Genomic DNA, 22,163 nt, shown 5'->3' with positions numbered 1-22,163 from the left:
GCGGGCAAGGCGTAGGGCCGCGGTGCCGCTTTGGATAGCATGGGCCTTTCAGGGCGGCTGCGGACACGGCTGCCGGAGGGCGCGGCGGAAGGGCGTGATGCCATGCGGACCATGCCCCCGCGGCCGGCGGAGGTGATCAGCCGGCTCCGTAGCGCCGGCTGCGTCTTCGCCGAAGAAGAGGCCGCCCTGCTGGTGGCCGCGGCGGCCACGGACGAAGAACTGGAGACGCTGGTCCGGCAGCGGGTCGCGGGGGTGCCGCTGGAGCAAGTGCTGGGCTGGGCGGAGTTTTGCGGCCTCCGCATCGCCCTGGACCCGCAAGTCTTTGTGCCCCGCCGCCGCACCGAGTATCTCGTCCGGCGGGGAACAAAAGTCCTGCAGGCGCGCCGGGCGGCCGGGGCAGTGGGGATTCCAGTCGTCGTCGACCTCTGTTGCGGCTCCGGTGCCGTAGCTGCCGCGCTGGCGGCTGCGGCGGGGTCGCTGGAGCTGCATGCTGCCGACATCGATCCTGCGGCGGCGGCCTGCGCGCGGCGTAACGTGCTCCCGCTGGGCGGAGAGGTCCACGAGGGCGATCTGTACGGGGCGTTGCCGGACCGGCTGCGCGGCCGGGTGGATCTTCTGGCGGTGAACGCGCCTTACGTTCCCTCCGGAATGATCGGGACCATGCCGCCCGAAGCGCGCCTGCACGAGCCGCGGACTTCGCTCGACGGCGGCCCGGACGGATTGGAACTGCAGCGGCGTGTGGCCGCCGCGGCGCCGGAGTGGCTGGCGCCGGGCGGCCACCTACTGATTGAGACGAGCCGGCAGCAGGCGCCTCAGACGGTCCGAATCTTCGCCGGGAGCGGGCTCTCCGGCCGGGTCTTCAGCTCCCGGAAGCGGGACGCCACCGTCGTACTGGGCGCGGTTGCTGCCAGACGCTCAAAGCAGGGCCGTTAGCGGGGACCCGTTAGTGCTTGTCCGGGTCGACATTTGTTGCCGGTCCGGCCGGCGTAGCGCCGCCTTCATCCGACCAGTCCTGCCCGGTCTCATCGTTCAAAGCCGGATCCGAAGCGACGTCGGAGGCCGTGTCCACGGCGGCGTGGGCGCCGCCGGAGGTCCCCAGGTTGGCCGTGCCGGGGTGGGTGCTGTGTGCGGGGATCGCGCCGCCGGCCTGCGTGCCCGCTGCGGCCGGGGTCGCCGCGGACGGCGTCCCCGAGGGTGCAGAGCTCCCGGCTGGGGTCTCGTCCCGGTGGACGGCGGAGCTGATGACCGTGCCCGCGCGGCGGGCGGCCTCGGTGAGCTGGCTGGAAACCTCGGGGGCCTTTTCCTTGACCGCTTCCGTCGCGGCCGCCACCTTGTCCTGGACCGGCTTGCTCTGCCAGAGGCCCGCTGCCCGCGCTTTCAGCTTTTCGTAGGCTGCCCGCCCGGAACGGGATCCAAGGACGTAACCTGCCGCGAGGCCGGTGCCGAAAAGAAGTTTGGCTTTCATGCTGTACTCCTGCTCTGTGTTCTCTGGAAGGGTGCTCTTGAAGTCGTGTTGAAATGTCGACGGGTACCAAAAAACCGGCCCCAGGAAATAATCCCGGGACCGGTTTTCCGGTCACACCGTTTTAGCGGTGCGAGCGCTTGGTGATCATGCCGTAGACCAGCAGTACGATGATCGCACCGCCGATCGCCAGCAGCCACGTGGTCAGCGAGAAGAATTCCTGCAGTCCCGTGCCGAAGATAGCGCTACCGATGAGGCCGCCCAGGAGGGCGCCCACAACACCGAGGATCAGCGTGATGACCCAGCCACCGCCCTGACGTCCCGGCAGGATAGCCTTAGCAATTGCTCCGGCAATAAGACCCAGAATAAGAAATGCGAAAAAACCCATTTTATCGGCCCTTCTCTTTCATTGAGGAGACACCCGGGTTGCCGGGTGCGCTTCATCCTTCTGCCTAAATACTAATCATGCTTACTATCAAAACGCCACTCGACACCCGGAAAAGTTTGGGAAACCCTTGTATTCACAGGGAATTTCGGGAGTGTCGGGCGGTCAAAAACGCCCGTCCCAAGCGCGCCGCCGGCCGCCGCAGTCCTCACCACGCGTAGTCCTCCGGGGCGGTCCGGTGGCCGGGGAAGATCGCGTCGAGGCGCCCCAGGGCCGGCCTCGACGTCGAGCTGCACCAAAAGGGAGCGCAGGGCGGCGCCGAGCTGCTCCCGGGTGCGCGGGCCGACGACCGGCGCCGTGACAGCCGGCTGGTGCAGCAGCCAGGCCAGCGCCAGTTCCCCCGGCTCGTGCCCGAGTTCGTCCGCGAGGTCCTCGTACCGGCGGATCTGGTTCCGGTGCTTCTTCAGGGCCTCAAGCGAGCGGCCTTCACTCCGGCGGACACCCACGTGCTCCTGCTTGAGAACTCCGCCGAGCAGGCCTCCATGCAGTGGAGACCACGGCAGGATCCCCAGGCCATAGTGCTGGGCGGCCGGAATTACCTCGAGTTCGGCGTTGCGGGTCAGCAGGTTGTAGATGGACTGCTCGCTGACCAGGCCGTTCGAATGCCGGCGGGAGGCCGCTTCCTGCGCCCGGGCCAGGTGCCAGCCCGCGAAGTTGCTGCTGCCCGAGTAGAGGATCTTTCCCTGCTGCACGGCGACGTCAACTGCTTGCCAGATTTCGTCCCACGGCGTGTTCCGGTCCACGTGGTGAAACTGGTACAGGTCGATGTAATCCGTCCGGAGGCGCCGGAGCCTTGCGTCGAGGGCGTGGCGGATATGCAGCGCGGAGAGCCGGGACTCGTTAGGCCGGTCAGCCATTGTGCCGTAGACCTTGGTGGCGAGCACCGTCCGTTCCCGGCGCTCGCCGCCTTTGGCGAACCAGCGGCCTAAAATCTCCTCGGTCCAGCCGCGGTGGTGCGTGGAGCCGCCGTAGACGTTGGCCGTGTCAAAGAAATTGATCCCGGCGTCCATCGCGGAATCCATGATCACGTGGGCGTCCGATTCCTCGGTCTGCGGCCCGAAGTTCATGGTGCCCAGGCAGAGGCGGGAGACTTTCAGGCCGGAACGGCCCAGCTGGGTGTACTCCATGCGCCGCCCTCCCGGACGTCAGCGCTCCAGGCGGAACCCGAGCTTGATGGTCACCTGCCAGTCGGCAACCTGGCCGTTTTCGAGGTGTCCGCGGATTTCCTTGACTTCGAACCAGTCCAGATTCCGCAGGGTTTTTGCAGCCTCGGAGATGCCGTTGCGCACGGCGGCGTCCACGCCTTCATTCGAGGTCCCGACAATTTCAGAAATGCTGTAGGTGTGATTAGACAACTTCGCTCCTCGGGATCGTCATCGGTCTGCCGTCCCCGGCCGTTGGCCGGAGGCCGTCCCTGCAGATTAGCCGACACAGCCCGGCCGTACTAGGGGTGCGCCGCGTTGGTCGGCGATCCGAAGACCGGACCCGGTTCGGGCCGCTTGGGGGCGGGCGGGGCGCTTCCGTCGCGCGGCCGGACGCGCCGCATCATCCAGGGCAGCAGGTAATGCGTGGCCCAGGCCAGGTCGCCGGCCCGGGTCTCCCGCCAGTTGCCGGCGGGCAGCGGCTTGGGCTGCAGCGGCTGCAGGCTGTGCGTGACCTGCAGGGTGTCCAGCACCATGCCGGCGATCGTGTGGTGTCCGAGCGGGGAAAAATGCAGCCGGTCCGGATCCCACATCCTGGGGTCGCTTAGTTGCCGCAAGGCCCACAAGTCCGCGATGACGCCGTGATGGCGGGCGGCGATGGTCCGGATGTTCTCGTTGAAGACGGCCACCTTGCCGCGGATGTGGCCGAAGACCGGGGTGTCGCCCCAGTCCGGCCCGGTGAAGAGCACGACGGTTGCCCCCGCGGCGGAGAGGGCCGCGACCGCTGCATCGAGGCTTACCGCGAGCCGGTCGGGATCGCGCCGGTGGAAGACCAGGTCATTGCCACCCGCGGACAGCGTGACGAGGTCCGGTTTCAGGGCGATCGCCGGGCCGAGCTGCTGGTCCACGATCTGCTGCAGCACAAGGCCGCTGACGGCCAGGTTGGCGTAGGAAAAATCCCCGCGTGCGGCACTGAATTCCTCCGCGATCCGGTCCGCCCAGCCCCTCATTCCGCCGGGGCTGAGGGGCTCGGGATCGCCCAGGCCGGCTGTGAACGAATCTCCCAGGGCGACGTAGCGTTTCCAGGGGCCCGGACCGGCGCCGGTGGCGCCTTTGCGGGCCATTACCGGATCACCGAAGCTGGCCGCGTTCACACCCCCAGAAATACGCCCGTGAGCCCCCGTCCGGTAGGTACTTACGTCCCTACCGGAGAGGATTTCGCCGCGGTTTAGGCTCGGCCAGGGGACGCTTATACCACTAGGGGTATGTGAAATACCAAGGGGGGTATATCATGGAATGTAATCCGTCTACTCCGGGAGGCACCCATGGAACTCGATCCCACCGACATGAAGTCCGTTATTAACCGCCTGCGCCGCGCCCAGGGCCAGCTCGCGGCGGTCACTCGCATGATCGAAGAGGGGCGGGACTGCAAGAGCGTCGTCACGCAGCTTGCCGCCGTCTCCAGTGCCCTGGACAAGGCCGGATTCTCCATCATTGCCACCGGTCTGCAGCAGTGCATGCAGCAGGAGGACCCGAGCCTGGACCGTGCCGAACTGGAGAAGCTTTTCCTCTCGCTCGCCTGAGCGCATCCATCACCGGAGGCCAGGACCAGCTGATGGTCCTGGCCTCTTGCGTTCCCTCCGGCTGGGCCGACAATGGAGGAAAAGCGGCCGGTTGCCCGTGCCGCGACGGTAAGGAGCGCCATGCAGCAGCCCGCAGGCGGCCCGGCACCAGCCGTGCCGGAGCGAGACCTGGTCATCGACCTGGCCCGGTTCTTCTGCCTCGCGCTGGTGGTTATTGCCCACACGATGATGGTCAGCCCGGTCCTGCATCCGGACGGCACCGTGAGCTCCGACAACACCCTGGGGAACCAGCACTGGTTCGAACCCGTGGTCTGGGTGCTCCAGGTGATGCCCCTGTTCTTCGTCGCCGGCGGCGTCACCGGACTGTATTCCTGGCGTCGCCTGCGGTCCCAGGGCGGCAGCGCCTTCGAATTCGTCCAGGGCAGGCTCCTGCGGCTGATCCGCCCGGCCGCCGTGCTGCTGTCGGTCATGTTCACCGGCCTGTGGGCCGCACGGCTCAGCGGCGTGGACCCGCAGGTGATCCAACTGCTGGCCGCCGGCGCGGGCATGCCGCTGTGGTTCCTGGCCGCCTACCTCGCGGCGCAGCTGAATCTGCCCTGGCTGGCCGCACTCCATGCCCGCGCACCGTGGCTGACCCTCGCCGCCCTCCTCTGCCTGGTGGTGGCCGTGGACTGCCTCCGCGGCGCGCTGCCTCAACTGGCCTACGCCAACATGGTCTTCCTCTGGTGCGCTGTGCAGCAGCTTGGCTTCATCCTGGCCGACGGGAAACTGCAGGGCCTGACGCCTTCGGGGCTGCTCGGCATCGTGGCGGCGAGCAACCTGACGCTCGGCGCCCTGGTGGTGCTCCGGCTGTACTCCGGGAACATGCTGGTCAACCTCAACCCGCCCAACCTGACCCTGTTCCTGCTTGCCGTCTCCCAGGCCGCCGGGCTGCAGCTTCTCCGGCCTCTCCTCGCCCGGCTGGCCGGCCTCGGCCCGGTCCGCGGGGTCCTGGCCCGGGTGGGACGGCGGTCCATGACCGTCTACCTGTGGCACCTGCCGCTGCTGGCAGCGATGTCCGGGCTGCTGCTGCTCACCGATTTTCCGCAGCCGACCGGGGGGACCGCGGCGTGGTGGTGGACCCGGCCGCTGGTGCTGTTAGGCGTCGTCGCCCTGCTGCTGCCCGTGCTGGCGCTGTTTGGGCGGCTGGAGGAGCAGCCGACGGCGCCGGGCAGCTCCCGCGCGCGGCCTGCGGCTGCCGTGGTGACGGCCGCCGTCGTCGTCTTCATCCCGGTGGCCGACGCGGCACTGAACGGGCTCACGGTAGGGCTGCTCGGCGGCGGTGCGGCCTGCTTCGCGCTCGCCGTGCTGCTGCTGGGCCGCGTTCCGACCCGTAACGCCGAAGCCAGTGATTCCGGTGGATCCGGACGGCCATTGCCACACCCGCCATTACGTGCCAATCTCGAACCATGACGGAGAACTCGGCAGAAACTGAAGACACGTTCAGCCCGGACGTCTCCACCACCCGCAATGATGACCTGCACCGCTATGAGCTGCATGTTGGCGGCAAGCTCGCGGTCCAGGTGCGCTACATCGACAGGCCGGGCCATGTGGACTTCATCCACACCGAGACAGCCGAGCAATTCAAGGGCCAGGGGCTCGCCGGGGTGCTCGCGCACTTCGCCCTGGACGACGTGGTGGCTTCCGGGAAGCGGATCATCCCGCACTGCCCCTACATCTACCGCTACCTGCGCAAGCATGACGCCTACAACCAGTGCATTGACTGGCCGGATCAGGCGCCAGCCGGGGCGTAACCGCTTGTGAGCGGGGCGACAATTTCGTATGGTTTAGCTTGAGTTATGCAGTTGGCTCAAGGACGTGTCATTTGGAGAACCCCGTGAACCACAAACTGCGTGTGCTTGTCCGTGTTGATGTCGATCCCGGACACGTGACTCTGGAAGTCACCGGTTGCCTGACCCAGGCAAACTACCCCGCCCTGCTGCACATCATGCGGCGAGCCAGCCGACTGGCCTCCGGCTCGGACGTCAGCATCGATCTGCACGGCGCCTCCCACCTCGACCCGGAGATCCTGCTCTACCTCCGGCAACTCGCCGCAAACCAGGCCCCCGCGGCGCCCCAGGAGCCCGTGGCTGCCGCCGTCGGCCTTGCGGCAGGCGGTAGCGAGGGCTTCCGGCTTCTCCTGCAGGAACCGGCCGAGCTGCCCATTTGCCTGGTTCACGTCGGTTCCGACGGCGAGGTCCTGGCCGGGCTGGACGGCGAGATCACCGGGGCCGTCACCGGCCAGCTCCTTGGCGAGGTCGCCGACCTCGACATCGAGGGACACACGCCGGACGATGCGGGCAGCGCCGCTGCGCCCGGCCCTGATCTCATCGACGGCCTTGAGCTCTCCGATTACTTCGAGGGGACACTGGATCCGGCCGCCACCGTGCAGGCGCTCTCCGACGCGGCCCTGGGTCAGCTGGCCGACGCCCTGTACCGCCACCTGGACACCCCCAGCCCCTCCTTCGGCGCCCACACCTGGTACGAGCTCGCCGCCGAAGAGTTGCAACAGCGCTACCGCGCCATGGACGAGGCTGAGCTGGACGGGGCTGCGCTGGACGTTGCTGGGCCGGTCGGCGCCGCCTTGGATAGCGCTCCGGACGGCCCGGCCGAAGGCGAACTCGCCCCGGGGCCGGCCCTGGCCTGAGGCCCAGAACGCGGCGGCGCTAGGCTGTGGCTATGAACACAACCGCTCACGGCCCATCGGCCCCGGCCCTCACCGCCCTGATCACCGGTGCAACAGCCGGCCTCGGGGCCGAGTTCGCCCGCCAGCTGGCCCAGCAGGGACACAACGTGGTCCTGGTGGCACGCGATGAGGCGCGGCTCCTGGCCCGAGCGGCGGAGCTGGAAAACAATTACGGCGTCCGGGCGGAGGTGCTGGCGGCTGACCTGGCGGACGACGGGGGAGTGTCCGCCGTCGTCGATCGCCTGAGCGATCCGGCGCGCCCGGTCGAGATCCTGGTCAACAACGCGGGGCTCGGCCTGCTTCACTCCTTCGCGGACAATGACATCGCGGACGAAAAACGGCACCTCAAGCTGCACGTCGAAACGGCGATGGAACTGACGCACGCCGCGCTGCAGGGCATGCTGCAGCGGCATTCGGGCCGGGTGATCAACGTTGCGAGCGTGGCGGCCTTCCTGCCGCGGGAAACCTATTCCGCCGCGAAGGCATGGCTGCTCAGCTTCAGCCGCTGGGCCAACCTCGCCTATGCCGGGCGCGGGGTAAAGGTGACAGCCGTCTGCCCAGGCTTCACGCACACCGAATTCCACGACCGGATGGGCATGGACAAAGCGGTGACCCCGGGCTGGATGTGGCTGCAGGCCGAACAGGTGGTCCGCGAAGGCCTCGCCGACAACGAAAAGGGCAAGGCCGTCTCGATCCCGAGCAAACGCTACAAGCTCCTCACGGCAGCGGCTCGTGTGCTGCCCGCGCGGCTCGTCGCGGGGCCGCCGCGGCGCGCGAAGTAGAGGCAGCCGGGCTAGGCGTTCGGCGTCGCGGCCAGCGGCCGCCGGCGCCGGATCAGAACCACGACGGCGATGCCGGTGCACGCGCCGATCAGGGTCTCCACCGCCCGTTCGGCCACGAGGAACCGGGGATCGGCGGGGAACGCCAGTTGTGTCATCAGCAGGATGACGGGCGTGAATGACACCATCGCGAGCCCGTAGTGCCGTGCCATGAAGAGCTCGGTGGTGAATTGCAGGACGATCACCAGCACCGCCAGGACGGCGGTCTCGTGGCCGGGGAAGAGCCGCAGCGGCGAGCCCGCCCACGGAAACAGCACCACGGCCACCACGACCAGGCCCAGCAGGGTGCCGACGATCCGGTGCAGCCCGCGGTAGACGCTGCTGGGCAGGTCCGCGCCCGCCAGGGGTACCGCCGCGGCGGCCATCGCCCAGTGCGGGTGCGCGCTGCCGCTGAGCACCCCGACGCTGCCGGCGGCTGCTACCGCGGCCAGGTACCGGGCCGCGTGGATCCAGGCGGCCCGACGGCGGATCCCGCGCAGCGGCGGCACAACGCGGGCGGCGCCGCGCTCCCAGGCCCGGCCGCGGACCCAGCCGCCGAATCCGACCGCCATGGAGAAGGCGGCGGACGCCGCACCGATCAGCAGGGCGAGTTGCCACGGCACCGCGGTGGGAATGGAGGCGCAGGCACCCAACGCCAGGATGCCAAAGAACGGGCCGTTGGGCGTGAGCCCGACCTTGTCCGCGAAGAGTGATCCGGCGGCCGCGAGGGTCGCTTCCACGGCCACGAGAGTCCACGAATGGAGGTGGTTCACCGAGAGCGCCACGCCGACTCCCAGGCCGCCAACGAGGACGAAGGCCGCCTGAAGCTGGTGCTTGAGCCTGAGCTGGTGGGGTTCGGAGCGGCCGTACATCCCGGTGAGGGCGCCGAACACGGCGTAGATGATGAGGTCCGGGCGCCCGGCGGCGAGCAGCACCAGCGAAGGGACCGCCACACCGACGGCGACGCGCAGCGCGGAGACGCTGTCTCGGTTCGCCGGGCCAAGCCGGTGCAAAACACGGACATGCCGCAACAGGGACTGCACGCGGACCTCCTGGGGTTGCGGGTGGGTGGGGGCTGGGGACGCGCCAGAGGCCTGCCCCGCGCGCTTCCCCCAATGGAAAAGCGTGCGGGACAGGCCTCTACGGGCGGGGCGCTGGGCTACGCGGTCCGGACCGGCGGGCCTGGACTAGGCGCGGGCGGGAACCTTCCCGGCGTCCCCGTCGGCTGCTTCGGCCGAGGTGAGCGGCATATCCATGTGCTCAAGGTCGATCAGCGGGTTCTCATCCTGCGTCGCGACCAGTTCCCGGGCCTCGGCCTGGGTGTCCACGCTCGGCATGGAGCCCGGCAGCGGCATCTGGGCGGATTCCTTGAGGAAGTAGATCGCCACGGCGCCGATCGCCGAAGTGGCCATCAGGTAGTAAGCCGGCATCATGTCGTTGCCGGTGGCGTTGATCAGGGCGGCGACGATGAACGGGGTGGTTCCGCCGAAGATGGCCACCGAGAAGTTGTACGCGATGCCCATGGCGCCATAGCGGCTGGCCGTCGGGAACTGGGCCGGCAGGGCCGACGCCAGGTTGGCCACGTAGAACGTCACCGGGAAGGCGATCAGGGCGAGGCCGGCCAGCGTGGACCAGATTTCACCGACGCCGATCAGCAGGAATGCCGGGGTGGCCAGGACGACGGTGCTGATGGCACCGATCCACAGCACGGGGCGGCGGCCGATCCGGTCGGAGAGCTTGCCGGTCAGCGGGATGCACAGGCTCATGATGACCAGCACAGGGATGGTCAGCAGGGTCCCGTGCACCTCGTCGTAGCCCTTGGACTCGGTCAGATAGGTCGGCATGTACGACGTCAGGGCGTAGCCGGCGGTGTTGGCTGCGGCTACCAGGATCATTGCGACGATGATGGAGCGCCAGTAGGCCTTCACAATGCCCACCGGTCCCTTGGACGCAGACGTGTCAGCGGCGGTGGCGTCCTTGGCGAGGTTCTCCTGGGCATCCAGGGTGGCCTGGAACTGGGGGGATTCCTCGATCTTGCTCCGGAAGTAAACAGCGATCAGGCCCAACGGACCGGCCAGCAGGAACGGAATACGCCAGCCCCACTGCTCCATGGTGTCCTGGCCGAGGGTCAGCTGCAGCACGGAAACGAGCGCGGCGCCGGCGGCGAAGCCGAGGTAGCTGCCCATGTCCAAGAAGCTGGCGAAGAAGCCGCGCCGTTTGTCCGGGGCGTATTCGCTCACGAAGGTCGTGGCACCGGCGTACTCGCCGCCGGTGGAGAAGCCCTGGATGACCTTGAACAGGACCAGCAGGACTGCGGCCCAGATGCCAATCTGGGCGTAGCCGGGCAGGAGGCCGACGGCGAAGGTGCTGGCCGCCATGATCATGAGGGTCGCGGCGAGGACCTTCTGCCGGCCGATCTTGTCGCCAAGCCAGCCGAACACGACGCCGCCGAGGGGGCGGGCGATGAAGGTGGCGGCGAAGGTGCCGAGCAGGAAGAGGGTCTGGACGGACTTGTCCGCCTCCGGCAGGAACACCGGTCCCATGGTGGTGATCAGGTAGCCGAACACGCCGACGTCGTACCATTCCATGGTGTTACCCACGATGGTGCCGCCTAGCGCCTTCTTAAGCATCGGCTGGTCGACGACGTTGACGTCGGACTCGCGGAGTCGACGGCGACGAAGCCGTGGTTTCTTGGCGCCCCGGGGTGCGCCTTGGTTGGTTCCGCCGGCGTGAATAACGCCTGCTGAAGAGTCGGTCGTGCTTCGGTCTGTGGGCATTTGGAAAGCTCCTAGGGAGATCATTTGCTTGCGACTTGTAGCTGCCCCGCTCCGGGCAGGCTTTCAATTTTACGGGATTTCCATGGCATTTCCGATTCCGGTGGCGTATGATCAGCCGATTCCGGTGCCAATGCGGTGCCATCTGCCCCGATCCGGGGTGCGGTTTCGCCGCGCCGTTCCTAGGAAGAAGCCACATTCCGGAATTTTTGGGGAAGTTTTTTCCAAGCCGGCCCGTTTGGGCCCCTTTCCGCCCCCGTTCCGGCCGGCAGCGGGCCGTCCCCGGCTCTGTTCAAGACGCGCGGAAACTGCCTATGGTGGAGCCACCGCCAGTGCCAACACACGCCGAGCCGAGGAGCGCCTTCCATGACTGACAAATCCGGCAAGCACGAAGAGCCCGGGGCCCCGGGCGCGGAAGAACGCGGCCGCGAGGAACCCCAGGCCGCGCCAAAACCCGAGCAGGGCGTTAAGTCCCGCCTCACGGATGCCCAGAAGGAAATGCTTGCCAGCAAATCCCGCGGCGGCGCCGGCCTGCAGAGCGTCGGCCGCAGCCACAAGCCCACCCACGCCAGCGGCAAGCAGGGCCCCGCGCAGAAGAAAGTCCGCTGGTAGGACCTAGAGACATCTCACCGGCGCCGACCTACGATTGGGGGACGCTTCATTTCATCGCAGAAAGGAAGAGCCATGGCGGATCATCACTCGAACGAAGAGATCGAGCCTGAGGTTGCGAGTCACCTTGCGGAGTCCATGGACGAGGTTCCCGGGCCGGAGAGCAAGCGACCGGAACCGCCCTCGCCCGCCGACGGCCATGAGTGGCCGGACGGCAGCGGGAAGCACCGCCACCCCAAGGACCGGGACGTGGTCCGCGGGCAACAGGGACAGCAAGTGGCAGACGCGGCCATCCACCGGCAAAGCCGGCCGCAGATCCCCCATCACGACTAAGAACCATGAGGGCCCGCCACGGCGGGCCCTCACTTATGTTCGACGACGACATCGGCCGGTGTCTTGTCCAGGCGCCAGCCGCGCCAGACCGGGTGGCGGAGCTTGCCCCCTCCGGTCCAGTCGCCGAAGGTGACCTCGCCGACCAGCCTGGCGGACACCCACCGGGCGTCGGAGGCATCTTCCGCCGGGACCTCGGCGAAGGGCGAGGTCTTGCGTGGGATGGCATCGAGCTGCTGACGCAGTTCCCGGAGTTCGCGGCTGCTGAACCCGCTGCCCACCCGGCCCACGTAGCGCAGTTTCGCCCCGTCCGGGATGCCCAGCAGCAGTGAACCGACCGAGTCGCGGCGCCCGCCGTTTCCGGGCCGCCAGCCGCCCACCACCACTTCCTGGGTCTTCTCGAACTTGAGCTTGAGCCAGGACCGGCTCCGCTGCCCGACGTAGCGTCCGCCGGTGCGCTTGGCCATCACGCCCTCCAGCCCCAGCTCCTCCGCGCTTTCCAGGATGTGCCCCACTTCGGCGTCGATCACCTCGGAGAGTTCCACCGGGCAGGCGCCGTCCCGGGCGCCGTCCCGGAAGAAGGTTTCGAGGCGGTTCCGCCGCTCCCGGAGGGGGCGCCGCCGGAGGTCCTCGCCGCCCTCGGTGAGCAGGTCGAAGAGCATCAGGCGCACCGGGGTGGAGGCCTGCGCCTTCGCCACGTCGGCGGCCTTGCTCAGTTTCATCCGCCCCTGCAGAAGCCCGAAATCGGGCTTGCCGGCCGGTCCGACGGCGATGATCTCGCCGTCGGCGGCGAACTCCTGCGGCGGCCAGCAGGAGCGGTCCGTCAGCTCCGGGTAGCTGGATGACATGTCGTTGCCGTTGCGGCTGATCAGCCGGATCCGTTGAGCGTCGCCCAGGACCAGGGCCCGGATGCCGTCCCATTTCAGCTCGAACTGCCAGTCCTTGTCGGCCAGGTCGGCAGGGGTTCCCGCGCTGGCCAGCATCGGCGAGAGCTCCGCCGGGTCCGGGGCGGGGGTCAAGTCAGCCGGGCGGTCTTCAGTCGCCGGCAGGGGCCGCTCCGCGGCGGGTTGGTTGCCGTGACCGGCATCGGGCGTGTCCATCAGGTGGATGAGCCATTGATCGTTGGCCTGGCCGGTGTGGATCAGCGCGAACCTCCGGGTGCCGCCCAGCCCCCCGCCCTCCTGGCCGGTGAGGGTGGCGATGACTTCCTTGCCCGCGATCCATTTTTCGCACTCGTAGTGCCCGCGGTCCCAGATGCTGACCGTGCCCGCCCCGTACTGGCCCTTGGGGATGGTCCCCTCAAAGTCCGCGTAGTCCATCGGGTGGTCCTCGGTCTGGACGGCGAGGTGGTTTTTGGCCTTGGTGGTTGGCACACCCTTGGGCAGCGCCCAGGACACCAGCACGCCGTCGCGCTCGAGGCGGAAGTCGAAATGCAGCCGGCTGGCGTGGTGTTCCTGGATCACGAAACTCTCCCGGAGCGTGCCGCCGTCGGTCCTGCTGCGGTGCTGTTGGGCCGTGAACGGCTCCGGCGTGGCGGCCGCGTCCCGCTTGGTGCGGTAGGTCTCCAGCCGGGGGTCGGTGTCGCCGCCGTCGCCGGCGGTTGGGCCGTCGGATCCGGGCGTGCCCCCGGCGCCGGCCGCCGGCGCGCCGTGTGGAGCACCGGCGTGCCCGGCCCCGGAGATGACCGCGAACGGGTCCTTGCCCGCCTTCACCCGCTTCATCACCTCCAGGTAGTCGAGCTGGTGCAGCGAAGGCGCGTCGAGCTCCCGCCAGGTTCGCGGCGCCGCAACAGTGGGACGGAGCCTGCCCCGGAGCGAGTAGGGCACGATGGTGGTCTTCGCGGCGCTGTTCTGGCTCCAGTCCACCAGCACCTTGCCGGTGCGCAGGGTCTTCTTCATGTCGCTGACCGCCAAATCCGGGTGGTCGGCCTCCAGTGCCCGGGCCAGTTCGTGGGCAAACTCCGAGACCTGGTCCGAGCTCTGCGAGCCGTCCAGCGCGGCGTAGAGGTGGATGCCTTTGCTGCCGCTGGTCACGGGCACGGGCTCCAGGCCCACGTCCTGCAGGATGCTGCGCGCCAGTTTGGCGACTTCCACGCATTCGGCGAGTCCTGCACCGTCCCCGGGATCCAGGTCCAGCACCAGCCGATCCGGGGGCAGGGCGTTGCCGTGCGAATCCACCCGCCACTGCGGCACGTGGATCTCCAGCGCCGCAATCTGGGCCAGCCAGGTGAGCGTGGCCGGATCGTTGACCAGTGGGTACTGGATGGTCCGCTCCTTGTGCGTGATGGACGCGCGCGGCACCCAGCCCGGCGTGGAGTGGTCCAGGTTCTTCTGGAAGAACATCTCGCCGGGCGCCTCCGCGGTCCCGACGCCGTGGACCCAGCGCTTCCGGGTGGCCGGTCGGTTCGCCGCTGCCGGGATCAGCACAGACGCCACCGCGGCGTAGTAGGCGAGCACATCGGCCTTGGTGGTCCCGGTCTCCGGGTACATCACCTTGTCCAGATTGGTCAGCACCAGTTCCCGGCCGTCGACCCGGACGCGTTCCTTGCTGTCAGCCAAAACACTTCACCTCCGTGCGGCTCTGGTGTTCACTTGAGCCATGAGAGCCATCTGGAAAGGCGCAATAGCGTTCGGGCTGGTCAACGTGCCGGTCAAGGTCTACAGCGCGACCGAGGACCACGACATCAGCCTGCATCAGGTCCACAACGCCGACGGCGGCCGGATCCGTTACCAGCGCCGGTGTGAGATCTGCAGCAAGATCATCGACTACGAGGACATCGACAAGGCCTACGAGGACGAGGGCCGGACGGTGATCCTCAGCCGTGAGGAGCTCAAGTCGATCCCCGCGGAGAACAGCCACGAGATCGAGGTGGTGCAGTTCGTGCCCGCCGAGCAGCTGGACCCGATGATGTTCGAGAAGAGCTACTACCTGGAACCGGACGCGAAGTCGCCCAAGGCCTACGTGCTGCTGCGCCGGGCCCTGGAGGACACCGACCGGGTGGCGATCGTCCAGTTCGCACTGCGGGAAAAGACCCGGCTGGGGGCGCTGCGGATCCGCGGCGACGTGCTGGTGCTGCAGGGGCTGCTGTGGGCGGACGAGGTGCGCGAGGCGAGCTTCCCCGCGCTCGAGACGAGCGTCCGGATCTCGGCTCAGGAACGGGAAATGTCCGCGGCCCTGGTGGACTCGATGGCGGCCGACTTCGAGCCGGAGCAGTTCACGGACGACTATCAGCTCCAACTGCGGCAGCTGATCGACGCGAAAATCGAACAGGGCGAGTCGCTGGACACGGAGGAGACCTTCGGTGCTCCGGCGGCGGAAGCCGGAACCGGTGAGGTGATCGACCTGATGGACGCGCTGAAGCGCAGCATCGAGCGAAAGCGCGGAGCGGCCGCCGGCGGGGGCGACGACGACGGCGCAACCGCCGGAGCGGCGGCCAGCAGCAAGGCGAAAGCTGCGCCGGCCGGGAAGCCCGGGTCCAAGACGGCTCCGAAGGCCGCGGCCAAGTCCACTGCAAAGGCCGCCTCCGGCGGTGCCGGCGGGACGGGGACCGCCTCCAGAACCGCCTCCAGGGCGGCCGCCGCCAAGACCACAGCGTCCAAGACCACAGCGTCCAAGACCACAGCGTCTAAAACCACAGCGTCTAAAACCACCGCCGCGAAGGGGGCTGCGCGCAAGGGCGCCTGAGCCCGCGTCCGGGTTCGCCCCCCGCGCTTGTGGCGTCATCGGCTCAGGAATTCCGCAGAGCGGAGATCAGTTCGCTCTTCTTCTTCGCTGAATAGCCCTTCAGGCCGATCTCCTTGGCCTTTTCCCTCAACTGCGGGACGGTCCAGTCCTCATAGTCGCCGGACTTGCCGCCCTTGCGGCCCACCGATGACCTGCCCCGCTTGGCCGCCGCGTTGGAGACGCGGGCTGCCTTCTGCTTCGAGGCGCCGTCCTCCAACAGCGCTTCATAAAGTTCCGGGTCCTTGATGCTGGGGCTCTCGGAACCCTGCGGCGCACCATTTTCCGCAGGCATGGCTACCGCGGCCCGCCGTCGGCAGTATCAGCCGGATCGGCCGGGACAACAGCATCGGCGGGGACGACGTCGTCGACCTCGCCGCGGTCCACGGAGGAGCGCCATTCGCCGGTCTCGATGCCGCGGGACTCGATGAACTCCTTGAAACGGCCGAGGTCGGCGCTGACCTGGCGGCTGTCCGCACCCAGCGCGGAGCCGGTCTTCTCCACCACGCCCTCGGGCTCCCACTCAAGTTCGACGCTGACGCGGGCGCGCTCGGCGCCGAGGGATTCAAAGGTGACGGTGCCCGCATTGCGCGGTTTGTCCTGGCTGACCCAGGCGATCCTGCGGTCCGGGGTCTGCGCGGTGATCTGGGCGAGGTAGTCGCGCCGCACCCCGGCGATGTCGGTCCGGAACTGGAGCGAGGTCTCGTCGATCTGCTCCACCGCCTCGACGCCCTTCATGAATTCCGGGAAGGTCTCGAACTGGGTCCACTGGTTGTATGCGGTCGACACGGGGACGTCGACGTCAATGCTCTCTTGCACGCTTGCCATGGTTCGTCTCCTTGAGGCCGGGAGCTGGTCCTGGGGGCTGCCCGGGGCGGCAACCACGATTCCCAAGCTATCGACGCCCGCCGGGGAAAACAAGCATCTACTAAGGCCCCTTATGAAGCGTTTCCGGCGCGGGTGCGCCCGGAAACGACGGCGGCCCGGCACCACCCCGTGGGTGCTGCCGGGCCGCCGTCCGCGCTGCTGGCGCTATTCGGCGTCGTGGTCCGTCTCGAGGATCTGGACGAGGCGGTCCAGGGCGGCGTCGGCGCCGTCGCCCTCGGCACGCAACACCACAACCTCGCCGTGCGATGCGCCCAGGCTCATCAGGGACAGGATGCTGGCGGCGTCCATGGCCTCGTCCTCCGGTTCGCCGAGCCGGGCGATGGTGATTTCGAGATCGAACTCGCCTGCAGCCTCGGCAAAGATGGCGGCCGGGCGGGCATGCAGCCCTACGCGGCTGGCAATGGTGGCGTTACGTTCGGTCATTTCTGCTCCTTGGATTCAGCTTTGGATTATCAGCTTGGGAAGGTCTGTGGTGGACCGGCTCAGACGGTTACGGGAACCGGTTCAACCGTATCAACGGTCTTCTTGACTGCCCAGCGCTTGAGTGCGATCACGGACAGCGCGGTGACCACCGTGCCGACTGCGATCGAGACGACAAACATCAGGAAGTTGTCGATCGCGAAGAAAACGAAGATGCCGCCGTGCGGTGCCTTCGAGCCGACGCCGGCCGCCATCGAAATGGCGCCGGTCACCGCGCCGCCCACCATGCTGGCGGGGATGACGCGCAGCGGGTCTGCTGCGGCGAAGGGGATGGCCCCTTCCGAGATGAACGACGCCCCGAGCAGCCAGGCCGCCTTTCCGTTTTCCTGTTCGGCGAGGCTGAAGAGCTTCTTGTTCAGGACGGTGGAAGCGAGGGCCATGGCCAGCGGCGGCACCATGCCGGAGGCCATTACGGCCGCCATGATCTGCCACGGCGCCTGGTTATCCAGCGATGCGGCGCCCAGCCCGGCGACGGCGAAGGAGTAGGCAACCTTGTTGACGGGGCCGCCGAGGTCGAAGCACATCATGAGTCCGAGGATCACGCCGAGGGCGATCGCGCCGGCGCCGGTCAGGCCCGAGAGCCAGGTGTTCAGGCCCTTGGTGATGGCGACGATCGGGCCGCCGAGGATCAGGAACATCAGTCCGGAGGCGACGATCGAGGCCAGCAGCGGGATGATAACCACCGGCATCAGGCCGCGCAGCCAGCGGGGCACCTGCAAGCGGCCGATCACGAGGGCGATGTAGCCGGCGAGCAGGCCGCCGACGATACCGCCGAGGAAGCCGGCCCCCATGAACCCGGCCACGGCACCGGAGACGAAGCCCGGTGCGATGCCCGGGCGGTCGGCGATGGCGTAGGCGATGTAGCCGGCCAGGGCCGGGACCAGGAAGCCCAGCGACAGCGCGCCGATCTTGAACAGCACGGCCCCGATGTAGGCGCCAAGCGGGCCCCAGGCGTTGTCCGGGAACTCGGTTGGCAGGTTGAACAGGCTGTTCTGCACCACGATCGTGTCCGCGTACTTCGTGATCAGGTAGCCGCCCATCAGGAAGCCGAGGGCGATCAGCAGGCCGCCGCCGGCCACGAACGGGATCATGTAGCTGACGCCGGTGAGCAGGGCTTTCTTGAGCTTCTGGCCGATGTGCTCGCCCTTTTCCTCGGCCTCGTGCTGGGCCTGTTCCTCGGCGCCGAAGTGCGGCACGCGCCGGGCGTTGGGGTTGTCGGCCGCGGCGAGGGCTTCCTGGACCATCTTGTCCGGCTCGTCGATGCCACGCTTGACCGGGGCGTTGATGACCGGCTTGCCGGCGAAACGCTCCTTGCCGCGGACGTCGACGTCGACGGCGAAGATGACGGCGTCGGCCGCGGCGATCACGGCCGGGTCGAGGGCCTTCGCGCCCGAGGAACCCTGCGTCTCCACCTGCAGGTCGATGCCGACTTCCTTGGCCGCAGCCACGAGCGAGTCGGCGGCCATGTAGGTGTGGGCGATGCCGGTGGGGCACGCCGTGACGGCGACGAGGCGCTTGGTGCGGGGAGTCCCGGGGGCCGCCGGCGCTGCCGCGGTTGAGCCGGCCGCTGCCGGAGCGGCAGTGTCGGCCGGGACGTCGGCGGCGTGGCTGGCGGGCTTGTCCGCCAGCGCGCCCTCGACAAGCTCCACGACCTCGCCCTGCGTGGCGGCTGCCCGCAGCGCTGCGGTGAAGTCCTTCTTGATCAGGGACCGGGCCAGCTTGGACAGGAGCTTGAGGTGCTCCTGGTCCGCGCCTTCCGGGGCCGCGATGAAGAAGATCAGGTCGGCCGGACCGTCCTTGGCGCCGAAATCGACCGGCTGGGACAGCCGTGCCATGGCCAGCGTCGCTTCCGTGACCGCCGTCGAGCGGCAGTGCGGGATCGCGATGCCGCCCGGCACCCCCGTGGCGGTCTTGGATTCGCGGGCGAAGGCGTCCGTGAAAAGCCCTTCGACTTCGGTGGCGCGTCCGTTGGCGGCAACTCTGCCTGCCAGGTGCCGGATCACGTCCTCGGGCGTAGTGCCTAGATTCTGGTCGAGCTCGACCAGTTCGGTAGTAATGAGCTGGGTCACTGTCAATCCTTCTTCAGGGCCGTGATGGTTACGGCGGCGGGGGTTGTTTGATGCACTGCCGGGACGGTGGAGCCGGGCAGCGAGGCAGCGGCGGCACCATGGGCCACCGCCTGACGCAGGCAATCGGCCGGGGCGGCGCCCTGGCTGGAGGCGAGCAGGTAGCCGGCAAGCGAGGAATCGCCGGCGCCGACCGTGCTGACCGCCTTGACCGGCGGGTGCGTGGCCAGCCATGCGCCGTCGGCCGTCACAAGCACCGCACCCTTGGAACCGAGGGTGGCGAGTACGGCACCCACTCCGGAACGCACGACGGCGGCGGCGGCTGCCGCGGCAGCCTCCGGATCACCCTCGAGTTCCTCGGCGGACTTATCCGTGGCGAACCCGGCCGCGGCAGCCAGTTCCGCCAGTTCCTCGGCGTTGGGTTTGAGCAGATCCGGTTTCCCCAGGGCGTCCCCGGAGATCGCGGCGGCGAGCGGTTCGCCGGAGGAGTCGACGGCGATGAGGGGTGCCTCGGTGCCGTCGTGCAGGGACCGCAGCCGCCGGGTAACGGTGGCGTAGAAGTCGACCGGGACTCCCGGGGGGAGCGAGCCGGCCAAGACGACCCAGCTGGCGCCGCGGGAGGAATCCAGCAGCAGCCCGATCAGCGCCTCCTGCTGTTCCCCGTTCAGCGCCGGACCGGGCTCGTTGATCTTGGTGGTGACGCCGCCGGGCTCGGTGAGCGCCACGTTGCTGCGCAGCGGCTCGCCGATGGGCAGGGCGGCGAACGGTACCTCGCTGTCGCGCAGGCCGGCGAGCACCGGGTCCGCAGCCGCTCCCGGCAGCACGGCAAGGGTTTGCAGGCCGGAGGCGACGAGTGCCCGGGAGACATTGACTCCCTTGCCGCCGGACTCCTGCCGGACGGAAATGGCGCGCTGCACTTCGCCGCGGAGCAGCGGGCCGGGCAGCGCCACGGTGCGGTCCAGGCTGGGGTTGGCCGTGAGGGTGACGATCATGCGACCACCACCTCCACTCCGGCGTCCGCGAGGGCTTCGGCGAGGGCCGGGCTGGGTTTCGTGTCTGTGATCACGGTGTCCAGATCTTTCAAGGAGGCGAACTGGACCAGCGTCTCTGCATCCAGCTTGGAGGTATCAGCCAGCACCACAATGCGGCGCGCTGAATGGACGAAGGCGGCCTTGACGGCAGCTTCTTCAGGATCGGGAGTGCTCAGCCCGAAGGCCGCGGAAATACCGTTGGTGCCGATGAACGCGATGTCGGGCCTTATCCGCCCGGCAGCTTCGACAGTGGACTGGCCGACGGCGGCCTGGGTCAGGCCGCGGACCTTGCCGCCGAGCAGGTGCAGGGCGATGCCGGGTTCGCCGGACAGCCTCGCCGCGATGGGCAGTGCATGGGTGATGACCACCAGTTCGGCGTCGGCCGCGGTTCCGGGGGCCGCGGCTCCGGCGGCGGCCGTGCGGGCAGCGAGCAGCTCCGCGAGGGCCTCGGTGGTGGAGCCGGCGTCGATCAGGATGCTGCCGGACCGGCCCCGCGGGATGAGGGCCAGGGCCGCCTCCGCGATCCGGGTCTTCTCGGGCTGCCGCTGCACGGTGCGCTCGAGGATGCTCTCTTCCGTGGTGCTGATGCGCTCGGGGGAGACAGCGCCGCCGTGGACCCGGCGGACCGTGCCGGCGATCTCAAGGGCGGCCAGGTCGCGGCGGACGGTTTCCGTGGTGATGCTGAAGCGCTCGGCGAGGTCGGTGACACTGGCCCGGCCGCTGGCGGCGACGAGCTCCACGATCAGTTGTTGGCGTTCCTCGGCGAACACGAGCCCTCCATTGCGACATTTACTCGAGTGCTGCTATTTCCTGTGCTGCGGCTTCCGGCTGCTTCGGTGACCCCCATCACATGAAGTGGAATTGATTGACTTTATCTTTGTTCATGTGGCTTTGTCAACGAAAAACCACATGAACGCAGACGAGGGTGTCGGAGGGCCCGGGGACATGCCCAGCCCCTGTGCCCTGAAGGGGACATGCCCATTCTTCGCACCCGGGAGTTGGGGACATGCCCATTCCCCGGGCCGACGCATGGGCATTTCGGGATCATGTCCGTTGGCCGCGTCCGAGGCTGGGCATGTCCGGACTTCGTTCCCCGCAGCCGTTGGACATGTCCATTTCCTGCGGACCAAGAGCGGGGGACATGTCCATTCCCTGGGTCCGGGAATGGGCACTTCGGGTCTATGTCCATTGACCACCCCGGGGGTGGGCATGTCCGGACTGCGCTTGCCCGGCGGAGCATGTCCATTGCTCGGCCCGGGGTGTGGACAGTTCAGGTCTATGTCCATTGGACAAGCCCGACGTTGGGCATGTCCGGACGCGGGGCCGTGCCAGACGGGCGTGGGAAGCTCCCCGGGCCCGCAGCTTAAACGCCCGACGCCGGGCCCGACCTGTGAGGTCCGGCCCGGCGTCCGGGTCAGTTGGGTGGCGCGTCGCAGCGCCGGGGGATCAGATGCCGGCGTCGCGGCTTTCATTGCGGGTGATGGTCTCGCCGGTGTTGGGGTCGACGACGGAACGGGTCTCGCTGACACGGCGGGTGCGGCTGCGGCCGGGGGAGGCCAGGATCAGGGACGCGACCAGCCCGATGACGCCGACCACCATCAGGATGTAACCGATCATGGTCTGGTCCACGTTGGGGATCAGGCCGGGCGCGATGGCCCAGGCCAGGATGGCGCCGATGGCGATAAGGAAGATGGAGGAACCGATTCTCATGACTTGCTCCTTGTTGTCCGGGTGGGACCGATAGGTATTGCTAAGCATGCTGTCCAGCGTCACGCTACAGCCCGGTACGTGTCCTTTCAACGATTTTGGCCGCGCCCCGCCGGGGAAATCCGCAGGTGAGGGGCCATATCGGGCCATTTCCGCGGCGTTTTCGGACAAGGGCGTCAACTCCGGGCAAGCGCGGCGCGGATCCGGGGTGCAGCTGTCCGAATCCGTAGCGGAATTCCCGGGCCGTAGCGCAAACCGTGGCAGGGTCCGGCGCAAGGACCGGTAACCGGCGCGGTAACCGGCGCGGTAACCGGTGCAGGGGCCGGCGCAGGGGCCGGCGCAAGGACACGGGGAGCGGACGCCGTGGCGCCAAGCGGCACCAC

At 68.3% G+C, this 22,163-nt stretch carries 23 protein-coding genes and 1 pseudogene; 9 read left to right on the top strand and 15 right to left on the bottom strand.

Going from position 1 to position 22,163, the window contains the following annotated elements; genetic code table 11:
- The first annotated feature begins 102 nt into the window (after nucleotides 1–102).
- Complete coding sequence (locus AB4Y91_RS08775) at nucleotides 103–933, top strand: putative protein N(5)-glutamine methyltransferase (RefSeq protein ID WP_441418096.1); 831 nt, start codon at nucleotides 103–105, stop codon at nucleotides 931–933.
- A 10-nt stretch (nucleotides 934–943) separates the two neighbouring features.
- On the opposite strand, the gene AB4Y91_RS08770 is transcribed toward AB4Y91_RS08775, so the two are convergent.
- The 5 genes and pseudogenes from AB4Y91_RS08770 to AB4Y91_RS08750 all read right to left on the bottom strand — a co-directional run bounded on the left by AB4Y91_RS08770 (nucleotide 944) and on the right by AB4Y91_RS08750 (nucleotide 4,173).
- Nucleotides 944–1,465 (bottom strand): hypothetical protein, encoded by a 522-nt coding sequence (locus AB4Y91_RS08770; RefSeq protein WP_441418095.1) that lies wholly within the window; start codon nucleotides 1,463–1,465, stop codon nucleotides 944–946.
- 121 nt (nucleotides 1,466–1,586) lie between these two features.
- Nucleotides 1,587–1,850: a GlsB/YeaQ/YmgE family stress response membrane protein gene (locus AB4Y91_RS08765; protein ID WP_175322464.1), complete on the bottom strand. Its 264-nt coding sequence runs from the start codon at nucleotides 1,848–1,850 to the stop codon at nucleotides 1,587–1,589.
- 205 nt (nucleotides 1,851–2,055) lie between these two features.
- Nucleotides 2,056–3,034 (bottom strand): annotated as a pseudogene (locus AB4Y91_RS08760) (aldo/keto reductase).
- Nucleotides 3,035–3,052: 18 nt separating this feature from the next.
- On the bottom strand, nucleotides 3,053–3,262 hold the full coding sequence (locus AB4Y91_RS08755) for a dodecin (protein WP_175322466.1): 210 nt from the start codon (nucleotides 3,260–3,262) through the stop codon (nucleotides 3,053–3,055).
- 89 nt (nucleotides 3,263–3,351) lie between these two features.
- Nucleotides 3,352–4,173 (bottom strand): SGNH/GDSL hydrolase family protein, encoded by an 822-nt coding sequence (locus AB4Y91_RS08750; protein ID WP_441418180.1) that lies wholly within the window; start codon nucleotides 4,171–4,173, stop codon nucleotides 3,352–3,354.
- Nucleotides 4,174–4,374: 201 nt separating this feature from the next.
- Between AB4Y91_RS08750 and AB4Y91_RS08745 the strand changes: the two genes are divergently transcribed.
- From AB4Y91_RS08745 to AB4Y91_RS08725, 5 genes are all read left to right on the top strand, one after another.
- Nucleotides 4,375–4,632, top strand: a complete 258-nt coding sequence (locus tag AB4Y91_RS08745) for a metal-sensitive transcriptional regulator (RefSeq protein WP_138767747.1) — start codon at nucleotides 4,375–4,377, stop codon at nucleotides 4,630–4,632.
- A gap of 120 nt (nucleotides 4,633–4,752) precedes the next feature.
- Nucleotides 4,753–6,084: an acyltransferase family protein gene (locus AB4Y91_RS08740; protein ID WP_441418094.1), complete on the top strand. Its 1,332-nt coding sequence runs from the start codon at nucleotides 4,753–4,755 to the stop codon at nucleotides 6,082–6,084.
- On the top strand, nucleotides 6,081–6,425 hold the full coding sequence (locus AB4Y91_RS08735; protein WP_441418093.1) for a GNAT family N-acetyltransferase: 345 nt from the start codon (nucleotides 6,081–6,083) through the stop codon (nucleotides 6,423–6,425). The genes AB4Y91_RS08740 and AB4Y91_RS08735 overlap by 4 nt, the downstream gene beginning before the upstream one ends.
- A gap of 83 nt (nucleotides 6,426–6,508) precedes the next feature.
- Nucleotides 6,509–7,318: a hypothetical protein gene (locus AB4Y91_RS08730; RefSeq protein ID WP_441418092.1), complete on the top strand. Its 810-nt coding sequence runs from the start codon at nucleotides 6,509–6,511 to the stop codon at nucleotides 7,316–7,318.
- A gap of 32 nt (nucleotides 7,319–7,350) precedes the next feature.
- Complete coding sequence (locus tag AB4Y91_RS08725) at nucleotides 7,351–8,139, top strand: SDR family NAD(P)-dependent oxidoreductase (RefSeq protein ID WP_441418091.1); 789 nt, start codon at nucleotides 7,351–7,353, stop codon at nucleotides 8,137–8,139.
- 11 nt (nucleotides 8,140–8,150) lie between these two features.
- On the opposite strand, the gene AB4Y91_RS08720 is transcribed toward AB4Y91_RS08725, so the two are convergent.
- Both AB4Y91_RS08720 and AB4Y91_RS08715 read right to left on the bottom strand, forming a co-directional pair.
- Nucleotides 8,151–9,218 (bottom strand): FUSC family protein, encoded by a 1,068-nt coding sequence (locus AB4Y91_RS08720; protein WP_441418090.1) that lies wholly within the window; start codon nucleotides 9,216–9,218, stop codon nucleotides 8,151–8,153.
- Between the two features lie 144 nt (nucleotides 9,219–9,362).
- Entirely contained in the window at nucleotides 9,363–10,952 is a 1,590-nt protein-coding gene (locus AB4Y91_RS08715) for an MFS transporter (protein WP_441418089.1), read from the bottom strand.
- A gap of 363 nt (nucleotides 10,953–11,315) precedes the next feature.
- Here AB4Y91_RS08715 and AB4Y91_RS08710 point away from each other — a divergent pair, with 363 nt between their 5' ends.
- Together AB4Y91_RS08710 and AB4Y91_RS08705 are read left to right on the top strand one after the other, a co-directional pair.
- On the top strand, nucleotides 11,316–11,561 hold the full coding sequence (locus AB4Y91_RS08710; RefSeq protein ID WP_441418088.1) for a hypothetical protein: 246 nt from the start codon (nucleotides 11,316–11,318) through the stop codon (nucleotides 11,559–11,561).
- A 72-nt stretch (nucleotides 11,562–11,633) separates the two neighbouring features.
- The gene (locus tag AB4Y91_RS08705) at nucleotides 11,634–11,891 is read left to right on the top strand and encodes a hypothetical protein (RefSeq protein ID WP_441418087.1); all 258 of its coding nucleotides are present in this window, start codon (nucleotides 11,634–11,636) and stop codon (nucleotides 11,889–11,891) included.
- Nucleotides 11,892–11,920: 29 nt separating this feature from the next.
- On the opposite strand, the gene AB4Y91_RS08700 is transcribed toward AB4Y91_RS08705, so the two are convergent.
- Nucleotides 11,921–14,446: an ATP-dependent DNA ligase gene (locus AB4Y91_RS08700; protein WP_441418086.1), complete on the bottom strand. Its 2,526-nt coding sequence runs from the start codon at nucleotides 14,444–14,446 to the stop codon at nucleotides 11,921–11,923.
- A 40-nt stretch (nucleotides 14,447–14,486) separates the two neighbouring features.
- Between AB4Y91_RS08700 and ku the strand changes: the two genes are divergently transcribed.
- Nucleotides 14,487–15,572 carry a non-homologous end joining protein Ku gene (gene ku / locus AB4Y91_RS08695; RefSeq protein ID WP_441418085.1) on the top strand — a complete coding sequence of 362 codons (1,086 nt, stop codon included), beginning with the start codon at nucleotides 14,487–14,489 and terminating at the stop codon, nucleotides 15,570–15,572.
- A 43-nt stretch (nucleotides 15,573–15,615) separates the two neighbouring features.
- On the opposite strand, the gene AB4Y91_RS08690 is transcribed toward ku, so the two are convergent.
- From AB4Y91_RS08690 to AB4Y91_RS08660, 7 genes are all read right to left on the bottom strand, one after another.
- Complete coding sequence (locus AB4Y91_RS08690; protein ID WP_441418084.1) at nucleotides 15,616–15,903, bottom strand: DUF7218 family protein; 288 nt, start codon at nucleotides 15,901–15,903, stop codon at nucleotides 15,616–15,618.
- Between the two features lie 2 nt (nucleotides 15,904–15,905).
- Nucleotides 15,906–16,436 carry an SRPBCC family protein gene (locus AB4Y91_RS08685; protein ID WP_441418083.1) on the bottom strand — a complete coding sequence of 177 codons (531 nt, stop codon included), beginning with the start codon at nucleotides 16,434–16,436 and terminating at the stop codon, nucleotides 15,906–15,908.
- Nucleotides 16,437–16,640: 204 nt separating this feature from the next.
- Complete coding sequence (locus AB4Y91_RS08680; protein WP_138767728.1) at nucleotides 16,641–16,919, bottom strand: HPr family phosphocarrier protein; 279 nt, start codon at nucleotides 16,917–16,919, stop codon at nucleotides 16,641–16,643.
- Between the two features lie 59 nt (nucleotides 16,920–16,978).
- A complete protein-coding gene (locus AB4Y91_RS08675) occupies nucleotides 16,979–19,045 on the bottom strand; it encodes a PTS fructose transporter subunit IIABC (RefSeq protein ID WP_441418082.1) in 2,067 nt (688 codons plus the stop codon).
- Between the two features lie 2 nt (nucleotides 19,046–19,047).
- Nucleotides 19,048–20,034 carry a 1-phosphofructokinase family hexose kinase gene (locus tag AB4Y91_RS08670; protein WP_441418081.1) on the bottom strand — a complete coding sequence of 329 codons (987 nt, stop codon included), beginning with the start codon at nucleotides 20,032–20,034 and terminating at the stop codon, nucleotides 19,048–19,050.
- The gene (locus AB4Y91_RS08665) at nucleotides 20,031–20,843 is read right to left on the bottom strand and encodes a DeoR/GlpR family DNA-binding transcription regulator (protein ID WP_441418080.1); all 813 of its coding nucleotides are present in this window, start codon (nucleotides 20,841–20,843) and stop codon (nucleotides 20,031–20,033) included. The genes AB4Y91_RS08670 and AB4Y91_RS08665 overlap by 4 nt, the downstream gene beginning before the upstream one ends.
- A gap of 676 nt (nucleotides 20,844–21,519) precedes the next feature.
- Nucleotides 21,520–21,783, bottom strand: coding sequence for a DUF6458 family protein (locus AB4Y91_RS08660; RefSeq protein ID WP_138767724.1), 264 nt, complete (start codon nucleotides 21,781–21,783; stop codon nucleotides 21,520–21,522).
- Nucleotides 21,784–22,163: the final 380 nt, after the last annotated feature.

The organism is Arthrobacter sp. YAF16 (assembly GCF_052113385.1).
Taxonomy (GTDB): Bacteria; Actinomycetota; Actinomycetes; order Actinomycetales; family Micrococcaceae; genus Arthrobacter.
Note: the sequence above shows the minus strand (reverse complement) of the source record. Positions and strands in the feature narration are given on the sequence as shown.